Annotated in this window: 20 protein-coding genes; 5 read left to right on the top strand and 15 right to left on the bottom strand. The window is 56.5% G+C overall.

The window, feature by feature from the left end:
* Positions 1–53: 53 nt before the first annotated feature.
* Positions 54–1,040, bottom strand: coding sequence for a porphobilinogen synthase (gene hemB, locus AYT24_RS06480; protein ID WP_010933098.1), 987 nt, complete (start codon positions 1,038–1,040; stop codon positions 54–56).
* Between the two features lie 163 nt (positions 1,041–1,203).
* Between hemB and hisN the strand changes: the two genes are divergently transcribed.
* Both hisN and AYT24_RS06470 read left to right on the top strand, forming a co-directional pair.
* Positions 1,204–1,983, top strand: a complete 780-nt coding sequence (hisN, locus tag AYT24_RS06475) for a histidinol-phosphatase (RefSeq protein ID WP_164927030.1) — start codon at positions 1,204–1,206, stop codon at positions 1,981–1,983.
* On the top strand, positions 1,980–2,489 hold the full coding sequence (locus AYT24_RS06470) for a hypothetical protein (protein WP_010933096.1): 510 nt from the start codon (positions 1,980–1,982) through the stop codon (positions 2,487–2,489). The genes hisN and AYT24_RS06470 overlap by 4 nt, the downstream gene beginning before the upstream one ends.
* A 24-nt stretch (positions 2,490–2,513) precedes the next feature.
* Here AYT24_RS06470 and AYT24_RS06465 read toward each other — a convergent pair whose 3' ends face one another.
* From AYT24_RS06465 to AYT24_RS06450, 4 genes are all read right to left on the bottom strand, one after another.
* Complete coding sequence (locus AYT24_RS06465; RefSeq protein ID WP_010933095.1) at positions 2,514–3,254, bottom strand: uroporphyrinogen-III synthase; 741 nt, start codon at positions 3,252–3,254, stop codon at positions 2,514–2,516.
* Entirely contained in the window at positions 3,254–4,192 is a 939-nt protein-coding gene (gene hemC, locus AYT24_RS06460; protein WP_010933094.1) for a hydroxymethylbilane synthase, read from the bottom strand. The genes AYT24_RS06465 and hemC overlap by 1 nt, the downstream gene beginning before the upstream one ends.
* Positions 4,193–4,212: 20 nt before the next feature.
* Positions 4,213–5,493 carry a glutamyl-tRNA reductase gene (hemA, locus tag AYT24_RS06455; protein WP_010933093.1) on the bottom strand — a complete coding sequence of 427 codons (1,281 nt, stop codon included), beginning with the start codon at positions 5,491–5,493 and terminating at the stop codon, positions 4,213–4,215.
* A 113-nt stretch (positions 5,494–5,606) separates the two neighbouring features.
* A complete protein-coding gene (locus AYT24_RS06450; RefSeq protein ID WP_010933092.1) occupies positions 5,607–6,452 on the bottom strand; it encodes a cytochrome C assembly family protein in 846 nt (281 codons plus the stop codon).
* A 205-nt stretch (positions 6,453–6,657) separates the two neighbouring features.
* On the opposite strand from AYT24_RS06450, the gene typA reads away from it, so the two are divergent.
* A complete protein-coding gene (typA, locus tag AYT24_RS06445; protein ID WP_010933091.1) occupies positions 6,658–8,487 on the top strand; it encodes a translational GTPase TypA in 1,830 nt (609 codons plus the stop codon).
* Positions 8,488–8,632: 145 nt separating this feature from the next.
* Here typA and AYT24_RS06440 read toward each other — a convergent pair whose 3' ends face one another.
* The 5 genes from AYT24_RS06440 to bshB1 all read right to left on the bottom strand — a co-directional run bounded on the left by AYT24_RS06440 (position 8,633) and on the right by bshB1 (position 14,288).
* Positions 8,633–9,730: a chlorophyllide a reductase iron protein subunit X gene (locus tag AYT24_RS06440; RefSeq protein WP_164927029.1), complete on the bottom strand. Its 1,098-nt coding sequence runs from the start codon at positions 9,728–9,730 to the stop codon at positions 8,633–8,635.
* 7 nt (positions 9,731–9,737) lie between these two features.
* The gene (gene bchC, locus AYT24_RS06435) at positions 9,738–10,751 is read right to left on the bottom strand and encodes a chlorophyll synthesis pathway protein BchC (RefSeq protein WP_010933089.1); all 1,014 of its coding nucleotides are present in this window, start codon (positions 10,749–10,751) and stop codon (positions 9,738–9,740) included.
* 20 nt (positions 10,752–10,771) lie between these two features.
* Entirely contained in the window at positions 10,772–11,248 is a 477-nt protein-coding gene (bchF, locus tag AYT24_RS06430) for a 2-vinyl bacteriochlorophyllide hydratase (RefSeq protein WP_010933088.1), read from the bottom strand.
* Positions 11,249–11,805: 557 nt separating this feature from the next.
* Positions 11,806–13,494, bottom strand: a complete 1,689-nt coding sequence (locus AYT24_RS06425) for a peptide-binding protein (protein ID WP_164927028.1) — start codon at positions 13,492–13,494, stop codon at positions 11,806–11,808.
* A gap of 41 nt (positions 13,495–13,535) precedes the next feature.
* On the bottom strand, positions 13,536–14,288 hold the full coding sequence (gene bshB1 / locus AYT24_RS06420) for a bacillithiol biosynthesis deacetylase BshB1 (RefSeq protein ID WP_010933086.1): 753 nt from the start codon (positions 14,286–14,288) through the stop codon (positions 13,536–13,538).
* 67 nt (positions 14,289–14,355) lie between these two features.
* Between bshB1 and dut the strand changes: the two genes are divergently transcribed.
* The gene (dut, locus tag AYT24_RS06415) at positions 14,356–14,814 is read left to right on the top strand and encodes a dUTP diphosphatase (protein ID WP_010933085.1); all 459 of its coding nucleotides are present in this window, start codon (positions 14,356–14,358) and stop codon (positions 14,812–14,814) included.
* 117 nt (positions 14,815–14,931) lie between these two features.
* Here dut and csmH read toward each other — a convergent pair whose 3' ends face one another.
* From csmH to AYT24_RS06390, 5 genes are all read right to left on the bottom strand, one after another.
* Positions 14,932–15,570, bottom strand: coding sequence for a chlorosome envelope protein H (gene csmH / locus AYT24_RS06410; protein WP_010933084.1), 639 nt, complete (start codon positions 15,568–15,570; stop codon positions 14,932–14,934).
* A 155-nt stretch (positions 15,571–15,725) separates the two neighbouring features.
* Complete coding sequence (locus tag AYT24_RS06405) at positions 15,726–16,421, bottom strand: TIGR04283 family arsenosugar biosynthesis glycosyltransferase (RefSeq protein WP_010933083.1); 696 nt, start codon at positions 16,419–16,421, stop codon at positions 15,726–15,728.
* Positions 16,409–17,017: a TIGR04282 family arsenosugar biosynthesis glycosyltransferase gene (locus AYT24_RS06400; RefSeq protein ID WP_010933082.1), complete on the bottom strand. Its 609-nt coding sequence runs from the start codon at positions 17,015–17,017 to the stop codon at positions 16,409–16,411. Before AYT24_RS06400 ends, AYT24_RS06405 begins: the two co-directional genes overlap by 13 nt.
* Before the next feature lie 170 nt (positions 17,018–17,187).
* A complete protein-coding gene (locus AYT24_RS06395; protein WP_010933081.1) occupies positions 17,188–18,549 on the bottom strand; it encodes an FAD-dependent oxidoreductase in 1,362 nt (453 codons plus the stop codon).
* Between the two features lie 113 nt (positions 18,550–18,662).
* On the bottom strand, positions 18,663–18,905 hold the full coding sequence (locus tag AYT24_RS06390; RefSeq protein ID WP_164927027.1) for a hypothetical protein: 243 nt from the start codon (positions 18,903–18,905) through the stop codon (positions 18,663–18,665).
* A 281-nt stretch (positions 18,906–19,186) separates the two neighbouring features.
* On the opposite strand from AYT24_RS06390, the gene AYT24_RS06385 reads away from it, so the two are divergent.
* Positions 19,187–19,711, top strand: a complete 525-nt coding sequence (locus AYT24_RS06385) for an Lrp/AsnC family transcriptional regulator (RefSeq protein WP_010933079.1) — start codon at positions 19,187–19,189, stop codon at positions 19,709–19,711.
* Positions 19,712–19,713: the final 2 nt, after the last annotated feature.

Genomic DNA, 19,713 nt, shown 5'->3' with positions numbered 1-19,713 from the left:
AAAAAGCCCGGTGATGGTGCACCGGGCGTAAGGCATAACTACTCAGCCGGAAATCAGCGCAGTTTTTTTGCGGCTTCCTTGGCGTAGTAGGTGAAGATGATGTCTGCACCGGCGCGCTTCATGCAAAGCAGCGACTCCATCATGACGCGCTCTTCATCGATCCAGCCGTTGGCGGCGGCAGCCTTGACCATCGCGTATTCGCCCGAAACGTGGTAGATGGCTACCGGTACGTCGAAGCGCTCTTTGGTGCGCCAGACGATGTCGAGGTAAGCCAGGCCAGGTTTGACCATGACGATGTCCGCGCCTTCTATGATATCGAGTTCGACCTCTTTCATCGCCTCGTCGGTGTTGGCCGGGTTCATCTGGTAGGTGCTCTTGTCACCGAACTGCGGGGCGGAGTGCAGCGCGTCGCGGAACGGGCCGTAGAAGCTCGAAGCGTACTTGGCGGCATAGGAGAGAATGCCCACGTCGGAGTGGTCAGATTCGTCGAGTGCTTCGCGGATGGCGCCGATGCGGCCGTCCATCATGTCGCTCGGAGAAACGAAGTCAGCGCCAGCCTCAGCGTGGGAGACGGCCATTTTCTGGAGCACTTCGACGGTTTCGTCGTTCAGGATGATGCCGTCCCTGACCAGGCCGTCGTGGCCGAAGGGGGTGAACGGGTCGAGCGCCACGTCGGTCATGATGCACAGCTCCGGCACGGCCTTCTTGATGGCGCGGATAGCCTGCTGAAGAATGCCATTATCGTTGTAGGCTTCGCTGCCGTCTTCGGTTTTCTTTTCCGGAATGCCGAACAGGTCGATGGCCTGGATGCCGAGATCGTAAAGCTCCTTGCACTCTTCGACAGCGCGGTCGATGGTGAAGCGGAAGCTGCCGGGCATGGATGGAACCTCTTCAACGGCGTTGGTGCCGGGCATGACGAACAGGGGGAACACAAGATCGTTGACCGTCAGCGTGTTTTCCTGCACAAGGTTGCGGAGCGCTGCGGTTCTGCGAAGTCTTCTCGGGCGATGCACAATATTGAGGAGGTCGAGCTGGCTCATGGTTCTGGAATGATTTTGTTATGAAGAAAAACGAAGATAAGAAAATCCGTCAACATCGTGAAGGCGCCCTTGTGTTTTTCAGCCTATATCGTTAGGTTCGGCCTCAGTTGATTATCTTACGTCATCATTTGCAGCATCAATCATTTGACAGAACCGTTTGCCTATGACTCCCGACCTTCAGCTTGCGCTTGAACTGGCTGAAAAGGCCGGCAAACTGACGCTCGATTATTTCGGGCGCAGGTCGCTTCAGGTTTTTTCAAAACGCGATGATACCCCGGTGACCGAGGCCGACCGCAAGGCCGAGGAGTTGATCCGGCAGGGCATCTCGGCAAAGTTTCCCGGTGACGGCCTGTTCGGCGAAGAGTTTAACGAGCGTCCATCCGGTAACGGCCGGCGCTGGATCATCGATCCGATCGATGGCACCCGTTCCTTTATTCATGGCGTGCCGTTGTATGGCGTGATGATCGCGCTTGAAGTGGACGGTGTACTTCGTCTCGGCGTTATCAATTTCCCAGCTCTCGGCGAGCTTTATCATGCCGAGATCGGCGCCGGGGCCTTCATGAATGGCTCCTCTGTGCAGGTTTCAGCTATCGCAGAAACGGCGGCGGCCACGGTGGTCTTCACCGAGAAAGAGTATCTACTCGATCCACCATCGACCCATCCGGTCGATCTTTTGCGTTCGAGTGCCGGACTGGTGCGCGGATGGGGCGACTGCTACGGCCACATGTTGGTCGCGTCGGGCCGGGCCGAGGTTGCTGTGGACAAGATCATGAGTCCGTGGGATTGCGCGGCGGTCATTCCTATCGTCACCGAAGCTGGAGGTTGTTGCTTCGATTATCGAGGCCGTCGGTCGATCATCGATGGCGAGGGTCTCGTCAGCGCGAACCGCTCGATGGGCGAAGCGCTCATCGAGGCGATCGGCAAAGGGGAGCGCGCCCGATGAACCTGCTGATTCTGCTGCTGGCGGTCATCATTCTGCTGCTTCTCGTCATCATCACGATGCTTGCGACCGGATGGCCCGGCAAGCAACGCGAGGAGGTCGAGCGGCTCGGCAACAGCCTGCGCCGCGAAATTCTGGAACAGCGGAGCGGCAATCTCCAGCTCATGAAGTCTCTCCGCATCGTGATCGAGGATGCCGTCCGCGAATCGGTCGAAAAGGAGATGATGGCTGTCGCGCCGAGAGGTCGTTCGCGGAGAAATTCCCGCAAGAAAATACAGGAAGCGGTTGATCTCGGTTCCGAATTGTTCATTGCCGGTGATGAAGATGCTGATAACGGCAGTTATGAATCTCCTTTGCAAGCCATGCAGCTTTCCCTTTTTTCAGAGATGACAGAGCGCGTGCAGGCGGCTGCGGTGCCAGATGCTTCGCCTGATAAAACCAAAGAGCGGGAACCTGAAGGCGAGACTATCCACATGGGTTATGTCGATGACATTCCGGATGTGGAGTAGGTGCTGTTTCTTTTAGAGAAGCAATCAGCTGAGGGCAGCGGCGATGGCTTTGGCGAAGTTGGGGCCGTCGAAGTATTCGGGGATGATGTCCACCTTGACACCCAGCTTTTCGAGTGCGCTGGAGGTGGTGGTGCCGATGGCGGCGATGAGTACGTCGCTCGGCACTTCCTTTGAGTCTATGGCTTCAAAGAAGTTGATGGCAGTTGACGGACTGGTGAACGAGAGGCAGTCGATTTTGCCTTCTGTGAGCAGTGATTTGATTTTCTGGGTCTCTTCGAGTGAAGGCTGAATATTGTCGTAAACGGTCAGCTCGACGCAGATGCCGCCGCGTTTGGCGATGACTTCGGGAATGGTGCCGAGCGAGAGGCTACCCCGAACAAAGAGGAAGGTTTTGCCTTCGATTTCGCTGGCGTCGATGCCAGACATGAGGCTGACGGCGTCAGCGCTCTTCGGAAGAGGCTCGATTGAGACGCCATGTTTCTCCAGATCGCCACCAGTGGTTTTGCCGACCGCCCAGACGCGGGCCTGCTGAAGATTTGGCAGTTCGTCGGGAGACTCTTCAAGCAAGCGTTCGAGAAAGAACTGGACGCTGTTGGGGCTGGTAAAGAAGATACCGGCGAATCTGGTGAGATCAGGAACGCTCCAGCCGGTAACCGGCCTGATCTCGATCGTTGGAAAGACAACCGAGTCCAGGCCGTACTGCGCAAGTTCCCTCACAAAAGGCTCGGCCTGATGCTTCGGGCGTGTAACGAGAACGGTTTTCATCAGCGGGTTTTGCGGATGTCGGCGAGAATTTTCTCCGCGCCCATCGAAAGCAGAACTTCAGCCAGCTCAATACCGACAGCCTCGGCCTCTTCCGGGGTGTTTACCGGCTTGGTCAGCTCATTGCGCAGGGCGGTTTTACCGTCTACAGAGCCAACAAAAGCTAGAAGCTTCAAGGTGCCGCTGATATATGAGCCATAACAGCCGATCGGAATCTGGCAGCCACCCTGGAGGTGCCTGAGAAGCGCACGCTCTGCACGGCAGCAGATTTCAGTGTTGCTGTCGTTCATGACGCGGACGATCTCTATGGTTTCAGCGTCATCCGTGCGGGTCTCGATGCCGAGTGCACCCTGACCGACTGCCGGAAGCATCACGTCGTGCGGCAGGATTTCCGAGATGCGGTCGCTGAACTCAAGGCGATACACGCCAGCATAGGCCAGCATCATGGCGTCGAATTCGCCGTCGTCGAACTTCTTGAAGCGGGTGTTGAGGTTGCCCCTGATGTCGAGAATCTGCAAGTCAGGCCTCATGCTCAGAAGCTGCGACATTCTGCGCAGGGAGCTGGTGGCCATGCGTGCATTCGGCGGAAGGTCTTTCAGGCCCTTGCCGGATTTTGAGATAATAACGTCGCGGGTATCTTCGCGCTTGGTGAACGAGGAGATGACCAGACCCTCAGGCGTGCCGGTTGGAACGTCCTTCAGGCTATGCACTGCCAGGTCGATCTCTTTTGCAAGCAGGTGCTTTTCAATGTCTTTGGTGAACAGGCCCATGTCTCCGATCTTGGAAAGAGGGGAATCGAGCAGCACATCACCGGTCGTTTTGACCAGTTTGAGCGTGATATTCAGTTCAGGAAAGTGTCTGGACAGTTCTGCTTTGGTGAATTCAGCCTGCCACAGGGCAAGAGGGCTGGACCGAGTGCCGATGATAAGCTCTTTTTTCAAAATTCGATGACTGATTGATTTTATTGGAGTGACTGGTTTGGTTCTTCAAGATCGAAGATGTTCCTGACGAGGTTGACCTTGCTGGGGATATTGTCGGCGGTATCGACCGGAGCCTTGAGCATCTTGATGGGATGATGCAGGATTTTTTTCAGGATCCTGTCGGTCAGGTGTTCCATGCGGCGAAGTTCCTCTTCGCTCACCTTGTAGCGGTAGCGCTCAAGCTCTTTTTCCTTGATTTCAAGGAACTTGGACTGAAGGTCAACGATGGTCGGACGCACCTTGAGGGTGTTGAGCCACTGGCCGAACGCGACCAGCTCCTCGTCGATGATCGCCTTGACCTTCGGAAGCTCGGCGCGACGGCGTTCGAGGTTTTTGTCGATGATATGCTTGAGGGCGTCGATATCCTTGAGGAACATATTCTGCAGTGCGCCCACTTCGGGATCGACGTTTCTTGGCAGACCGAGATCGAGAATGATGACCGGTTTCAGGCGGCGTTTCGCCATGCTCTGCTGCATCTCGGCAGCGTTGAGGATGTATTCCTTGGTGCTGACTGCCGTGATGATGATGTCGAACTCGTGCAGATGCTCCTTGTAGCTTTCGTAGGGAAGGACGCGGTTGGTGCCCAGCTCTTCGGCAAGCGCCTCGGCCTTGGACTGCGTCCTGTTGGTGATGACGATGTTCCGGGCGTTCTTGGCGTACATGTGCTTGGCCGCCAGCTCTCCGGTTTCACCGGCGCCGATCAGCAGCACTTTCTTCATCGAGAGGTTCGAGAAGATCTTTTGGGCAAGTTCGACAGCCGCATAGCTGACCGAAACGGCGCCCTCCATGAGTTTGGTGCGAGTCTTGACTTTTTTTGCGACGCTGAAAGCAGTGTGGCAAAGTCTGGTGAGCAGAATGCCAGCAGTTCCCACCTCCGCGGCGATGCGGTAGGCATTCTTGACCTGACCAAGAATCTGACCCTCGCCGAGCACCAGAGAGTCGATGGCGCAGGAAACCTCGAAGAGGTGACGGGCGGTGCCGCAGTAGAAGCGGCTGAAGAAGTGTTCGGGACGGACGGCGTTACGGGCGTTTTTGTATGAGATGATGTAATCTTTGAGATAATCGCAGTTCACCTCGGGCATTCCCGGAACCACATAGAGTTCCGTACGGTTGCAGGTCGATACAACCATGGCTTCACTTGCCAGTCCGCTCGATACCAGGTCGGTGACGAGCTCCTTGTTCTGAACCTCCGAAAGAGCGATCCTTTCACGGATTTCAATAGGTGCTGTCTTGTGGTTGACACCAACTGAAATGATGTTCATAATAGAATGGTTTTGATGAGCCGTTCGTAACCCGTTCAAAAGAGCTTGGAAAAGGAATCTCCAAAAGTGTATTAATATACCGCAATGTGCCGAATTTTCAAATGGCGCTTCGGTTAAATACTCATTCCGTGAAAACTTGGCGTAACCAGACTCATGATGAACAACAGCGCGGTGACCAGGACGAACAGTGCGATGAGCAGCACCGCCATGTGCTTGATGTCCCAGCCAAACAGCGGTTTGATGACCAGGCTGATGCCATAGAGCGCCCAGATGACAAACAGGGAGACGAGCCGAGGCTCGAAAAGGTTAATGACTTCTTTTGATGCGTGCTGTTCGAGAACGCCAGCCACGATGGTGACCGACAGGAAAAAGAAGCCGAAAGCCACGGCGTGCATGATCAGCATTTCCAGCGTCTCCAGGTTTGGCAGGCGCTGAAAGAGCAGGCCGAACCGGTTGAGCCGGATCTGGCGGAAAAGCACCAGATACATGCCGCTGTACAGCCCGGCGATGGCTACCGAGCTGAAGCCAAAGATGGCCGCGAACAGGTGAACACCAATGCCCAGACCGCTGAATGCAAGTCCGGAATCGACGGTTTGGGAGCTCAGGATTGATGAAAAGAGAGCCGATCCCGCCGCGAAGGCGATGACGAAAAAGCCGGTCTTGTCGCTTTTTGTGGTGAATTCGATGAACATGTACGTAATGGCGAGCGTCAGCGCCACCATGCTCATGAGGTTGTAGGCCGAATAACTCAGCCGGTATCCTGCCGTCGAGGTGAGCAGACCGAGATCGGCCACATGCGTGACCACGGTAAGGATGAGCGCGGGCTGCTTGAGGCTTCCGGCCAGCGGCGTCTCCTTGAAAAAGTGGATGCCGTACAGGGCGGTGGTGACGATGTACAATAGCGGCACAATCTGTGTCAGGGCAAAAAGCAAGCTGTTTTCGATAAATATATTAGCCATACTCTGTGGGAAGAGGTCGTTTCGAGGACAGGATTATCGTGACAATACTTCAGTTATTATTGTGTCTGACGCGAGCCCGTTTCACTCAATAAAACTGAAAAGAAAAATATCTTCACGCCTGCCAGATGATAATTTCAATGGAAAAAGTGTATATTCGGCCCGATTGAAAACCTGGGCAGTAAAATATACTTATTTATCGCAAAAGATGAGCAGGAAACAGAATATTCGCAATATCGCCATTATCGCGCACGTCGATCATGGCAAGACCACCCTCGTGGACTCCATTTTCAAGCAGACGGGCGCGTTCAGGGAGAACCAGCATGTTGACGTCAGGGTGATGGACTCCAATCCGCAGGAGCGTGAGCGGGGCATCACCATTTTTTCGAAAAATGCAGCCGTGCAGCACAAGGGGTGCAAAATCAATATCGTCGACACCCCCGGTCACGCCGATTTCGGCGGCGAGGTCGAGCGCATCCTGAAGATGGTCGATGGCGTGCTCCTGCTTGTCGATGCTTTCGAGGGGCCGATGCCGCAGACCAAGTTCGTGCTTCGCAAGGCGCTCGAACTGCATCTGAAGCCGATCGTGGTCATCAACAAGATCGACCGTCCGCAGGCCGATCCGGAGAAGGTGCATGATCAGGTGCTCGACCTTTTCATTGCGCTCGGCGCTGACGAAGATCAGCTCGATTTCCCCTACATCTTCGCTTCGGCCAAGAACGGCATTGCCAAATGTAATATGTCGGATCCGGACGGCGACATGAGCCTTCTGCTCGACATGATCGTCAAGGAGATTCCCGCCCCTGAAGCGGACGACGATGCTGGATTCCAGATGCTCGTCACCAGCCTCGACTACAGTGACTATATCGGCAAGATCGCCATCGGCCGCATTCAGCGCGGCAAGGTTGCGCCCGGCAACCAGCTCACGCTGGTGACGCAGGATGGTGTGGTTGGCAAAGGTACGGTCACCAAGCTTTTCCTTTTCGACCGCACGCAGCGCGTCGAGGCGATGGAGGCGACGGCGGGCGACATCGTCGCGCTTGCCGGTATCGCGGCGGCCAACGTCGGTGAAACACTTACCACCCCCGACCAGCCCGAACCGATCGAATCGTTCGAGATCAGCAAGCCGACGCTTTCCATGCTCTTTTCAGTGAACGACTCGCCGTTCGCCGGTCAGGAGGGCAAGGAGGTGACCAGCCGCAAAATCCGCGAGCGGCTCATGAAAGAGATCATGACCAACGTCGCGCTCAACGTCGAGGAGACCGACAGCGCCGACACCTTCCGCGTGTCGGGACGCGGCGAGCTTCACCTCTCCGTACTGATCGAGACCATGCGCCGCGAGGGCTACGAACTGGCCATCTCCCGTCCCGAGGTGATTCTTCGCGAGGAGAACGGCGTGACGATGGAGCCGGTCGAGCATGTTACCATCGACGTTCCGGAAGAGTACACCGGCGTGGTTATCGAAAAGATGGGCCGCAGGAAGGCCGAGATGACCAACATGAGCACCCTGCGCGGCGGCATGAACCGCCTGGAGTTCGAAATTCCGACGCGCGGCCTGATCGGTTACAACCTCGAATTCACCACCGACACCAAGGGTGAGGGCATGATGTCGCACGTGTTCCACAACTACCAGCCCTACAAAGGCAAGCTGCCGTCGCGCGAAACCGGCGCTCTGGTCTCTGCCGAAACCGGCGTGGCCGTGGCCTATGCGATTTCGAGTCTCGAAGATCGAGGCACCTTCTTCATTGGGCCGAACGCGAAGGTTTATGAAGGCATGGTGGTTGGCGAATCGACTCGTGACCTCGACATCACGGTGAACATCTGCAAGACCAAGAAGCTCACCAACATGCGTGCCTCCGGCTCGGACGACTCGATCCGCCTGACGCCGCCGAAGAGGCTTTCGCTTGAACAGGCGCTGGAGTTTATCAATGACGACGAGCTGCTCGAAGTGACGCCCGAGAACATCAGGATCCGCAAGAAGATTCTCAACGCCGACCTCAGAGCCAAGGCGACGAAGAAAGCCAAGGCGATGGCGTGAGGGGAGAATTGATAATTAACAATGGATAGTGGATAATGAAAAAGGTTGCTCCGAGTGAGCAGCCTTTTTTGTTTGGTGCGAGCGCAAGATGAGATCGGTCGGATCAGATCAATCTTAGCATCTTGGGGATTTTGCGGAACCGAGCTTACAGTTCGAAGAAGAGTTTGCGCATAGCTTTTCTTGCTCTGGCGATGTGGGCTTTGACCTCCTGTTCGCCGATTCCCTTCAGCCCGGCGATCTGTTCCGGTGACTTGCCCTCGATTTCGTGCAGGGTGTAGATTTCGCGTTCCGGTTCCGGCAGCTTCTCAATGCAGGCGAGCAGTTGCTGGCGTTCGGGGTCGTGGGCTTCGGGGTCAGCGGCGGTTTCCCCCTTGCGCTTGAACAGCTCGTCAGCCGTTGCGGCTGCGGGCAGCTCTTCGCTCACGTCGCCGAAGAGGCGCACGAAATCCTTGAAATCGAGGCCGCTCGCTTCGCAGGGCGTGATGGCGTTGTTCAGGATGTCGGTCGCGAGCTTTTTGAACGGTTCGCCGACTTCGGGCAGTTTGATGGCGAAGTCAAAGCTGTCGTCCATGTCGCGCGCCTGGAGGTTGTAGGGCACCTTCATCAGCACGTTGATGCCCGCCGCCTTCGCGTAGTTTTCGGCCATGCCGCTGCCGTCGTCGCGGTTGACGATCAGGCCGAGCAGGCGCGAGCGGCCGCCGATGGTGCGGAAGTAGTTATTGGCCTGGCAGATGTTGTTCGAGGTGAAGATCGACTGCCGGTCGTTGCTGGTCACGAGCAGCACCTCCTCGCTGAGCGAACGAGCCAATGGCGTCGCAAAACCGCCGCACACCACGTCGCCGAGAAAGTCCATCAGAATGATGTCGATCTCCCACTCGAAGATGCCGAGCTTTTCGAGCACGTCGAATCCCGAAATAATGCCGCGCCCGCCGCAGCCGCGCCCCACCTGCGGGCCGCCGAGTTCGATGCCGTAGATCGGCTGCGGAAATCCGGGAATGTCACGCCGGAACACGATGTCGCTGATCTGCACCTGCTCGTTTTTCGCGTTCTTTTCGGCGAAAACTTCAGTCACCGTGGGCAGCGAGATGCCGCCGAAGAGCGAGGTGGTCGAGTCGTGCTTCGGGTCGCAACCGAGCTGCAGGACGCGCTTGTTCATCATGGCGAAGGTGGCGCTGAGGTTCGTTGTCGTGAAGCTCTTGCCGATGCCGCCCTTGCCGTAAATCGCGATGGTTCTTGGCGCCATAAGGTACTCAGTTGGCCGTGTTGCAGGTTGGAAAGTGTTCGCCCGCCTCGTTGCCATGCTTCCAGTGGATGATCATCTTCAGGCAGTCTGAGTCGCTGAAGGCCTGCATGTAGGCCTCCATGAGGTTGTCGTCAACCGTGCACTGGTGGGTGAAAATCTTTTCAGCGTTGATCTTGCCGGCCGCAATCAGCTCGCGCACACGGTGCAGGTCGCCCTTGGCCCACTGGCGGGCGGCGATGAAGGAGAGTTCCTTGTTGAACGCCTGCGAGTAATCGATGTTCATGCGCTGGTAGTAGCCGCCGAAGATCACCTTGCCGTGGAATTTCAGGAAGCGCAGCCCGGTTTCAATGGCGCTCATGATGCCCGTGCTGTCGATGAGCACGTCGAACTCGTGACCCGCCAGCGCCACCGAGACGTCCTGCTTTTCGGGGTTGACCTTGATATCTGACGTCGAGATGTCGAGCCGCCGCTGGTGTGGTTCCGTGACCGCCACGAGGCTCGCGCCAAAGCGCTTTGCCAGCTCTGCGGCGAGGATGCCCACCGCGCCCTGGCCAAGCACGAGCACTTTGCGGTTCTTGACCTCCGCGAGATCGACGATATGCAGCGCCGTCGCGCCGAGCGGCAAAGCGATGCCGCATTGCGGATTGGCGATGCCGTCGAGCACCGTCAGGCTCTCGACCGGGCAGACGATGAACTGCGAAGCGCCGCCGAAAGCAGCGTTCACATCCTCGTAGCCGAACGACCCCGCCACGTAGGCGAACTTGCCGATCAGCCCCTGATTGACGTGGTCTCCCGCTTCGACGATGCGCCCAACGGTTTCATAGCCGGGAATGAAGGGAAAGATAAACGGCGGCGACGGGATCAGGCCGTTGAGGGCCATTTTCTCTGTGCCGGTACTGATGGACGACCACCAGGTTTCGACCAGCACATCGGTCGATGAGACCGGTTTGAGGGTCACTTCCCGCAGCTCGATCTGGTTGACGCCGCTGAAGACGATGGCTTTGGATTTCTTCGCTTCCATACTTATTGCCAGTTTTCGGATCAGACGGCTCCGCTGGCCTTGAGTTTCTTCTCGTTATGCTTTTCGAGCAGCAGACGGATGACGAACTGCGCCGCATTGACCAGATAGCTCAGGTAGGCAAGATAGGCGGTCAGAATGAGAATATGTTCCGCCGGTTTGATCCAGAAAAAGAGGATGAAATAGGAGATGTGCACGATCATGGCAATCGCGCTGCCGAAATCCTCCCAAAAGAACTCATGCGCGAAGGCGAACTTGCCGAACACCTCAAGCTCGAAAAAGCCGCCGGTCACGAAGATCAGCACGAGCATGAAGGTTTTGAGTGCGACGAAAAAGGTTACCCACCAGAAATCGGTGACCCAGATGCCTTGCGAGTAGAGGTATGTGACCGTCAAACCGGCCAGGAAGATGAGGAACTGGATCGGGGCGAGAATAGCCTGCACGGTCGTCCACTTGGACGCATTTCTTTTTTCAAGCTGTTCCGGTGTATAACGAGGCATCGCGTGGAGATCGGTTCTGTGATGGAAACGGCACGCAGCGCGCGCCGGAATGACGGAGAATATAGTAAAATAGGCTGGATGGCAAAACTGCGAGGGCTGGGTGTCGAGGTGGGTTGCCAAGCGCTGTTCGGCGGTTTCTTTTCAGTCATTGCGAGGCGCGTAGCGACGTGGCAATCCAGTTGATTTGCTTGAAAATCAGGCGTGATCTTCGTACACATAATTCATAAGCCATGCCGTCGGGTTTATTTGGTGCCCCTTTCGAGATGGTTGCTAATATGGCATGGTTCTTCGCAGAATTTCGTGGGTGGCATGAAGGATGCTCACATGACCATCCCTGATGAACAAGTTTAACAGTTCGGTCAAAGACATTTATAACTCATCATATGATAAAGCGTTAAGGTGATTTATCCTTTGGCCGGACACTCTTTGCAGAGAGCATTCGTTTTGGCCGTGCCTCAGTCGATTGACCCATATTCACCATTTACCCACGATATTCTGCGAAGAGCTCAAAACCAAGATGGGGAAGCTCGCGGGGTAACCCTGTGGTCGCTCGAAAGTCATTTCTTTTTCCCAACCTTCCACTCATACATATTTCCCAGCGTCGCCAGCAGGCTCAAATTGACATTCTCCACTCGCTTGTTGAATCCCTCAAGTTCATCGTAATAATACAAAAAGGTTCGCGGCTGTTCGTTGGCGAGAATTTGCTGGTACTCTTTCCAGAGTTTTGCCTGTTCGGTTTGCGGAAGCGGGCCGGTGAGTCTGGCGACGACGCGGTCGAGTTCGGCGTTCTGGAAGGCTGAGGAGTTGAAGGGTTTTTTCTCGAAGTCCGATCCCCAGATGACGAGCTGGAAGGGGAGCGTTTCAGCCGCCAGTCCCGACAAGGCGGCGTCGTAGCGGTACTCGTTCTGGTTTTTGTTGAACATGAGAGACTCGTCGAAGCGCAGGCGGCAGTCGATGCCGATTTTGCGGAGGTTCTGCTGGATGATCGTTGCTGCGTAGTTGCGCCTCGGGTTGCCGGTGGGCGCGGCGAGTTCGAACGAGAACTTCTGGCCGTTTTTCTGCAAAATGCCGTCCGGCCCCGGCGTCCAGCCAGCCTCTTTGAGAAGGGCGAGCGCCTTGTCGGGATTGTAGGCGTACGCGGGCAGCGATGTGTCAATAATCGAGGTGTAGGCGGGCGAGAGCGTGGTGTTGACGATGGTAGCATGCTTTGGCCCCATGAAGCCGTCGATGATCGCCTGCCGGTCGATGGCATAGGTCATCGCTTGCCGCACGCGGCGGTCACCGAAAAAGCGGTTCGGCTTGATCTTCTTGCCGTTGCGCCACGCTTCGCCGTCGATGTTCAGCCAGACGACGCTATCAAAGTAGCGGTCGGCCACCGGGATAATCGCAATTTCCGGGTTGCTTTTGGCCAGCTCCGCGGCGTCTTTCGGGTTGATGCCGCCTGCCGATACGAGCGCGTCGATCTGGCCCGATTTGAGCATCGCCAGCCGCGTTGTGTACTCCGGCACCACCATGAAGGTGAGCGCCGGCGAGGCTGCCGGACGTGGCAGCACCGAGGTTGGATTCGATTCGAGCACTAGCTTCGATTGCCGCTGCCACTCCTTTACTTTGAACGGGCCTGCACCCATGATTGGCAATGTGGCCGCCTGTTGGCGGATCTGTTGCGGCTTGATGTCTCGGAAGAGGTGCTCGGCGACTGGCATCAGGTCGTTGAAGTGGTCGAGCACGATGTTTTCGGCCATCGGCTTGTTAAAGTGCAGCACCAGCGTCTTGTCATCCGGAGTCTCGACTGCTTTGTCGAAATCGACCGAGCCATCAGGCTTGAGCAGCAGGTCGTACAGGTAATCCTGACGACTGCTTGCCACGTTTGGGTCGGCATACAGGCGGTAGGAAAAACTGAAGTCCTTCGAGGTGAGCGGCTTGCCATCCTCCCAGACCGCCTTGCTGTTCAGGTGGAACGTCACGTTTCGCCCGTCCGGTGAGAACTCCCAGCGCTCGGCGGCGTTCGGCTGGTAGCTGATCGCGCCGCTCTTTTCGTCGAACGACGGCTTGACAAGCTGGGGATAGATCATCGTACACACCTCGCGGGCGAGCGACATCTGGATGAGCAGCGGGTTGAGGTGGTCGAAATCGGCTGAGACGGCAACCACGATGGTGTCGGGCCGGGATTTCTGCGATTTCGGGCCACAGCCCGCGAACAGCGTCACTAGCAAAAGAGCGGCGATGCTCAGCAATGATTTGTGCATGGCGGTCAGGTCTGAAATTCTATTGATGGGTTGGCCCGCCGTCAAACGCCGGGCGGAAAAACGCTCGTGAAGTGATCGATGCCGAGTGCCGTCGGCAGGCGGAACCCCTCGCCGTACATGACGCCGATCTGCTCGCCGAGTGCCCTCGAGCGCGCTTCGAGGCCCGGCAGGAACTCCTTTCGGTTGATCATCGTGACTGGCTCGTCGCTGTTCTCCTTGCGGTGGAATTGCGTTCCGAACGCTTCTATACCGGCTCGCGAACGCTCGAAGGTCGATGAAACGTCCACGACGATCTGCGGTTCGAGCTGCTTGAACTGGATGTAATAGAGCAGGTGGCGCGGACGGTGTGCGGCTTGTGGCAGGCCACCATCAAAGGTTTCGATTTTGCGCAGCCCGGCGTAGTAGCAGGCCTCGTAGATGAGGCGCGAGGCTTTCATGTGGTCGGGATGGCGTTCGTCCGGCGGGTTGCAGAAAACCGTGTCGGGCCGGTATTTGCGGATGATCCGGATGATCTTGTGCAGGCTCTCTTTAGTATAGAACAGCTCCGAATCGCCGAGATCGAGCTGCTCTCGCGCCACGTAACCCATGCGCTCGGTGGCCAGCGCGGCCTCCTGACGGCGGGTTTCGGCGGTGCCGAGCGTGCCCATCTCCCCAGCGGTGAGGTCGCAGACGGCCACCGGCTTTCCCTCGTCCATGATTTTCAGGAGCGTCGCTCCACAGGCGAGTTCGACATCGTCGGGATGAGCGCCGAAAGCGAGTGCGTAAACCGGTTGGATGGGTGCAGTCAAGGTCATGATTTTATATATTAAGCGACGCGGTTTTCAGCCCACGAAGGCTATCAGGTAAAAAAAGATACACTCGATGATCAAGGTAAAAATAGTTCGACTCAATCAAAAGGCGATCCTGCCGGTCTATGCAACCGCTCACGCTGCCGGGATGGATGTTTCGGCATGTCTCGATGCGCCGGTGACCGTTCCGTCCTCCGCTTCGGCGCTCATTCCAACCGGCTTCGCCATCGAGCTGCCCGAAGGCTACGAGGCGCAGCTCAGGCCGAGAAGCGGGCTGGCGCTCCGCCATTGTATCTCCCTGCCCAACTCGCCGGCGACTATCGACGCCGACTATCGCGGCGAGGTGGGGGTCATCCTTATCAATCACGGGCGCGAGCCGTTTACGGTCAGCCACGGCGACCGCATTGCGCAGATGGTGGTGGCGAAGGTCGATCACGTCGTGTTCGAGGAGGTTGAATCGCTATCTGAAACCGCGAGAGGAGAGGGGGGATTCGGGCATACAGGGGTTCAGGCGAAAGCCGAATGCCTTTGATCTGTTCTATTCATTCCACGCAGGGCAAATCTTGACGCCTGGCTATAAAAAAGTCAGGGCGAGGTTGAACCCCGCCCTGGTCATACGATCAAAAGTTTTTCAGCAAGGAATGGCGGCTTATTCGCCTTCAGGTTTATTTTTCGGTGCTGCCGGTGCTGCCGGTGCTGCCGGTGCTGCTGTGGGCTGAGGAGTCATCGCCTTCAACGTGGCGGCACCCGATTCGGAGGTGTGCACCACGGGAATCTGATGCACGACTTTTCTCTTCTCTTCGCCGCTGCTAGCGCCCATGAACATGGGAGGCATTCCTTGCGGGAAGATGCCGCCTGCGAGCTGGTTGATGCCTGCGCTGACATTGTCGAACAGGTTCTTGACCTGGTTGGAGTTGACCATCGCGTTCAGGTTCGAGATCATACCTGTCCAGAACTTGCCGAGTTCGTTGAACGAGTTCTGAATCTGCTCTGATTTCAGGGTATTCGTGACTCCCTCGATGATTTGGCCGGAAACTGAATTGACGTTGTTGATGATCTCCTTGACCGGCTCGGAGTTGATGGTGGTGGTGACCCCTTCGATGATCTGGCCGGTGGCGGAGCTGACCGTGCTGATCACTCCCTGCACGGACTCGATAGTCGAATCGATGAGAATACCCATGTTGCCAATCAGGTGGGCCATATCGCCGTTACCGGCGCTGGTATTTGGTGCTCCGGCAGCCGCCTTGGGTGCCTCGGCGGCGGGCATGTTTGTTTCTTCGGTAGCCATAATGGTTTGATTTGAAGAGAATTGCGTAGAAGGTTATCCTTGCGGAGCGTCGCTCCTGTTGGAATTATTATGTTTTAAATATAGTGATAATAATCGAAAAATCGTTTCGTGCTTGAGTATGAAACGATAGAGGTGTGGCGCCGGGTGAAGGGGTTTTACCGGATCGAATCGCGGTAAAAAGCGACAATATTCTTCTGGCTGAAGCCGAGGGCATACATCAGGTGGATCGTGCCGAAGATGGCTTGCAGCCTGACCGTGCCGTTCGTGTGATATTTCCTCGCAGACGTGGTGACGGTCGAGTCGAGAATATGGAATCCGGCGTGGCGCTGGAGCCGATCGATGATCTCGATGTCCTCCATGATCTGCAACCGCTCGTCGAATCCGCCGATCTGCCCGAACAGCTCTTTCGTGATGAAAAGAGACTGGTCGCCGCCCCGGCAGACCGGAAGCGGGAATTGCGTGAACCAGCCGTAAAGCTGCATGAGCCAGTCGGGATCGTCGAAGGTCATGCGGAAGCATCCGGCCCTGGCGCCTCGCTCGATAGCGGAGAAAATGTCATCGCAGAATGATGGCGGGGGCGTGGTGTCGGCGTGCAGGAAGTAGAGGATCGAACCTGTCGCCAGCTTTGCTCCGGCGTTCATCTGGACGGCGCGGCCTTTTTCGGAGTGGCAGACGACAACGGGAAATGTTCGGGCAATTGCTTTGGTACGGTCATTGCCAGACACGCTGACGATGATTTCGGTGTCGCCGCGTCCAGCCGTCAGGGCGAGCAGCGTTTCGAGTGTGCGGGCGATTCCGGTCTCCTCGTTCCATGCCGGAATGATGATGCTCAGCTTTGTCACGGTGTCCATAAGCCGCTCGCTCTGAGGTCGTCGAAGGTGTCGATGTCGGAGAGCGCCGGGAGCAGGTCGCACGATCTGCCGTGCTCGCGGATGATGCGCTGAGAGTCGTTCAGCACGCTCGATGTGCTCCAGGTTCTGCCGAGAAAAAGCTCCGGGAAGGGTTGCTTCAGGGCGGCGAGATAAAATCCGCCGTCCCGCGCGGGGCCGAGCACCACGTCGCAGGCGTCGAGTTTCCGGAACGCGAGATCGAGAATGAACGGGCTGAGTTCCGGGCAGTCGGTGCCGATGAGCGCGACGCGGCTGAAGCCGAGCGAAAAGCCTTTCACGAAAGCGCGGTGCATCCGTTCGCCGAGGTCGCTGCCTTGCTGGAGCCACGCTTCCGTGTCGGGGGCAAGCAAGAGGTCAGTGTTGGGGATGAAGTCCGAGTAGGCGATGGCTTTCGATGCGTTGATGCCTGTTGTCGCCTGCTTGGTTAACTCCCGAAGCTGCTCGTAAATCCGCAGTGCTTCGGCGTCGCCGATTGCCGAGGCCAGGCGGGTTTTGACTCGCCCGGCAACGGGATTTTTCGAGAAGATGATCAGGAGTTCGTCATTCCGGCTTTTCATGCGAGGCTCTCCGGGAGGTTGTCAATTTCGGTTGTAGGAACGAACCTATGTGTTCGCCCTGCTTTCAAGGCACATCGCGACACCATCGCATGGGAAGGGCAGACACGCAGGTCTGCCCCAACAGAATGTGGTTGTAAAACACCTGCCCGCCCTGTCGGAAATCTCTCAGATCAGCGGCCCATCCTCTGGTGCAGTTTTTCGGCTACCTGCCGTCCACTGAGTGCTGCGCCCTCCATTGAGGCCAGGTAGTGCTGATAGGTGTAGTCACCCGCGAGGAAGAAGTTGCGGATCGGGCTGACCTGGTCGGGCCGGTACTGATCGACGTCCGGCACCGCTTTATAGACCGACTGCGGAATCTTGACGATGGTCGATTTAAGCAGCTTCGCATCGCGCGATTTTGGGAAGCGGTCGTGAATCTCCTTCATCACCATCTCCGTGATCACCTCGTTCGGCAGGTCGAGCAACTGGTGGGCAGGCGCGAGCACGAGGCTCATCACGCTGCCGCCGCAGGCCGTGCCCATGCCCGCCTGGAAATCGTCCGGGCAGGTGATCGAGACGTCGGCGAAGGTGGCGAAGGTGGTGCCCTGCGAGAACATCAGGTTGTCGGTATCGGTGATTTTCTTGTCGAACCAGAGCTGGCAGTTGGCCACCGGGCTGCCGACAAACTGGTGCAGGTTCAGAAAGTAGTCGTGCTCCAGCCATTCGTTCGGCACGATCTTCTTGACGCTGTGCACCGGCAATGCGGAAATGTAGGCGTCGGCCTCGACGGTGTGGCCGTCACGCAGCACGGCGCGCTTGATGGTCTTGTCGTCGTTCAGCTCGAAGCGCGACAGGCGAGCATCGATGAAGATGCGGCCACCCTTGCTCTGGATGTACTGGCGCATCGGCTCGATCATCGAGTCGCCGGGATTTTTACGGAAGAAGGCGAACTTGGTGGCGGCGTAGTCGGTGCCGAAGTATTTGAAGATGGTGATCATCGGGCGGGCGCTGATGACATTCGGCTCGATGAAGTTCATCGCCAGAGCGATCGCCCGCCAGAGCTTCTGCAGCGAGTGCTCCGAAGCGCCGTGCAGGCGGTGCCACTCGGAGTAGGTCATGTGGTCCTGGCTGCGGAAGTACTCCTCGTTGCCAGCCAGCGCGGGCCAAAGCCCTTTGATAAGCGAAATCTTGTCCCACATGGTGAGGAAGTCCGCCTGCAAGCCGCCGACCACCTCCGCCCACGGGCTTGGCAGGTTGGCCTTTTTGAAGAATGACTGCTTGCCGTCCGACTCGGCATAGATCAGCGAATGATCCTTCCAGAGATAGTTATCGCCCGCGCCGATCTTGTCCAGATACTTCTGAAGCTGAGTGTAACCGCCGAAGACGATATGCAGTCCGGACTCGATCGAGTCGCCGTCACTGTCTTTCCAGACCGAAACTTTTCCGCCGAGAACCTTGCGTTTTTCATACAGTTCGACGGTATGGCCGCGATCGACCAGTTCGATGGCCGCGCTGAGACCGGCGACACCGGCTCCGAATATGGCTACTTTCAATGTTGCTTGGATGACTTGAGGTTGGAGATGCTCAAAAATAATGCAGAATATAAGGTTTGAGACGTTTTCCCGAAAGGGTGACGGGAGTTGCCAGGGGCCAGAATTCCGAAGGCTTACGAAGGATCATCCGCCTTTTCCTCGCTGTTTTGCTTTTCAGGCTCCTCGCCCTTGAATTTCTGAAGCATCCGGTCCACTTCATCGAAAAAGCGAAAACCGAGGTTGAGTGATTCCTTAACAATGAACCGCAAATCTTGAAATGCGGGGCGCGAGTCTCTTACCGGCCTCGATATCAATCGACCGGGGGAATTCGGGGCATCTGGTTCATCAGCGGAGAACTTTCTGGACAACTCTTTCATGGCGGTAACGTGGTCGATAAAGGTAATCAATGTCTATTTGCTGACTCTGGGAGGACGCACCGGCGGCAGTGCTACGCAGAGAAAGCAGTTGAGAGACATAGATTATTAACTTACATTCTTGTTTGCAAATAACAAGATTTTTATTCAGTGATGCCAGCCTGTGGTTGGGATAAAATCCTAAAATATTAAGGGGAAATAATGGTTGATGCCCTCATAATTTAGAATAAGCTTGTTTATTTCTTAGATTTCATTAATTTACTACAAAACCGAAGATTCTGCTTATGTCCGGACACCTTGACCTCATCGATCTGAAGATCATCGAATCTCTTGGCGGCAACGGCCGGATACGGTTGAGTGAGTTGGCCGAGGTTGTCGGCCTGTCGATTCCATCGGTCAGCGAGCGGCTCGACAAATTGCAGAAGAACGGTATCATTAAGGGGTTCACGATGGAGGTCGATGAGCGTCAGCTCGGGTTCGACATCCAGGCGTTTGTGCGTGTCCGCGTCGATTCCTCGAAGCACTACAAGTCGTTCGTGGAGCATGTCATGAAAGAAGAGGAGATCATGGAGTGCTACTCCGTAACCGGAGAGGGCTCGCATATCCTCAAGGTTATGACGCACAACACAGCTTCCCTTGAGCGGTTCCTGTCGCGCATCCAGAGCTGGCCGGGAGTATTGGGTACCAATACGAGTATCGTTCTTTCGCAGTTGAAAAAGAATAACCGGATCTGCGCCGAGATTGTTCGCAACAATCTGCAGGACCGGCAGGTGCTGATTACCTTCGATGAAAAGAAATCGAAAAAATAGCC

The organism is Chlorobaculum tepidum TLS, from assembly GCF_000006985.1.
Classification (GTDB): domain Bacteria; phylum Bacteroidota; class Chlorobiia; order Chlorobiales; family Chlorobiaceae; genus Chlorobaculum; species Chlorobaculum tepidum.
This window is presented reverse-complemented; position numbering and strand designations above follow the sequence as displayed.

Bases quoted from the DNA above. Each gene is read 5' to 3' on its own strand.
- hemB (WP_010933098.1), bottom strand. From the start codon at position 1,040: ATGAGCCAGCTCGACCTCCTCAATATTGTGCATCGCCCGAGAAGACTT.
- hisN (WP_164927030.1), top strand. From the start codon at position 1,204: ATGACTCCCGACCTTCAGCTTGCGCTTGAACTGGCTGAAAAGGCCGGC.
- AYT24_RS06470 (WP_010933096.1), top strand. From the start codon at position 1,980: ATGAACCTGCTGATTCTGCTGCTGGCGGTCATCATTCTGCTGCTTCTC.
- AYT24_RS06465 (WP_010933095.1), bottom strand. From the start codon at position 3,254: ATGAAAACCGTTCTCGTTACACGCCCGAAGCATCAGGCCGAGCCTTTT.
- hemA (WP_010933093.1), bottom strand. From the start codon at position 5,493: ATGAACATCATTTCAGTTGGTGTCAACCACAAGACAGCACCTATTGAA.
- AYT24_RS06450 (WP_010933092.1), bottom strand. From the start codon at position 6,452: ATGGCTAATATATTTATCGAAAACAGCTTGCTTTTTGCCCTGACACAG.
- typA (WP_010933091.1), top strand. From the start codon at position 6,658: ATGAGCAGGAAACAGAATATTCGCAATATCGCCATTATCGCGCACGTC.
- AYT24_RS06440 (WP_164927029.1), bottom strand. From the start codon at position 9,730: ATGGCGCCAAGAACCATCGCGATTTACGGCAAGGGCGGCATCGGCAAG.
- bchC (WP_010933089.1), bottom strand. From the start codon at position 10,751: ATGGAAGCGAAGAAATCCAAAGCCATCGTCTTCAGCGGCGTCAACCAG.
- bchF (WP_010933088.1), bottom strand. From the start codon at position 11,248: ATGCCTCGTTATACACCGGAACAGCTTGAAAAAAGAAATGCGTCCAAG.
- AYT24_RS06425 (WP_164927028.1), bottom strand. From the start codon at position 13,494: ATGCACAAATCATTGCTGAGCATCGCCGCTCTTTTGCTAGTGACGCTG.
- bshB1 (WP_010933086.1), bottom strand. From the start codon at position 14,288: ATGACCTTGACTGCACCCATCCAACCGGTTTACGCACTCGCTTTCGGC.
- dut (WP_010933085.1), top strand. From the start codon at position 14,356: ATGATCAAGGTAAAAATAGTTCGACTCAATCAAAAGGCGATCCTGCCG.
- csmH (WP_010933084.1), bottom strand. From the start codon at position 15,570: ATGGCTACCGAAGAAACAAACATGCCCGCCGCCGAGGCACCCAAGGCG.
- AYT24_RS06405 (WP_010933083.1), bottom strand. From the start codon at position 16,421: ATGGACACCGTGACAAAGCTGAGCATCATCATTCCGGCATGGAACGAG.
- AYT24_RS06400 (WP_010933082.1), bottom strand. From the start codon at position 17,017: ATGAAAAGCCGGAATGACGAACTCCTGATCATCTTCTCGAAAAATCCC.
- AYT24_RS06390 (WP_164927027.1), bottom strand. From the start codon at position 18,905: ATGAAAGAGTTGTCCAGAAAGTTCTCCGCTGATGAACCAGATGCCCCG.
- AYT24_RS06385 (WP_010933079.1), top strand. From the start codon at position 19,187: ATGTCCGGACACCTTGACCTCATCGATCTGAAGATCATCGAATCTCTT.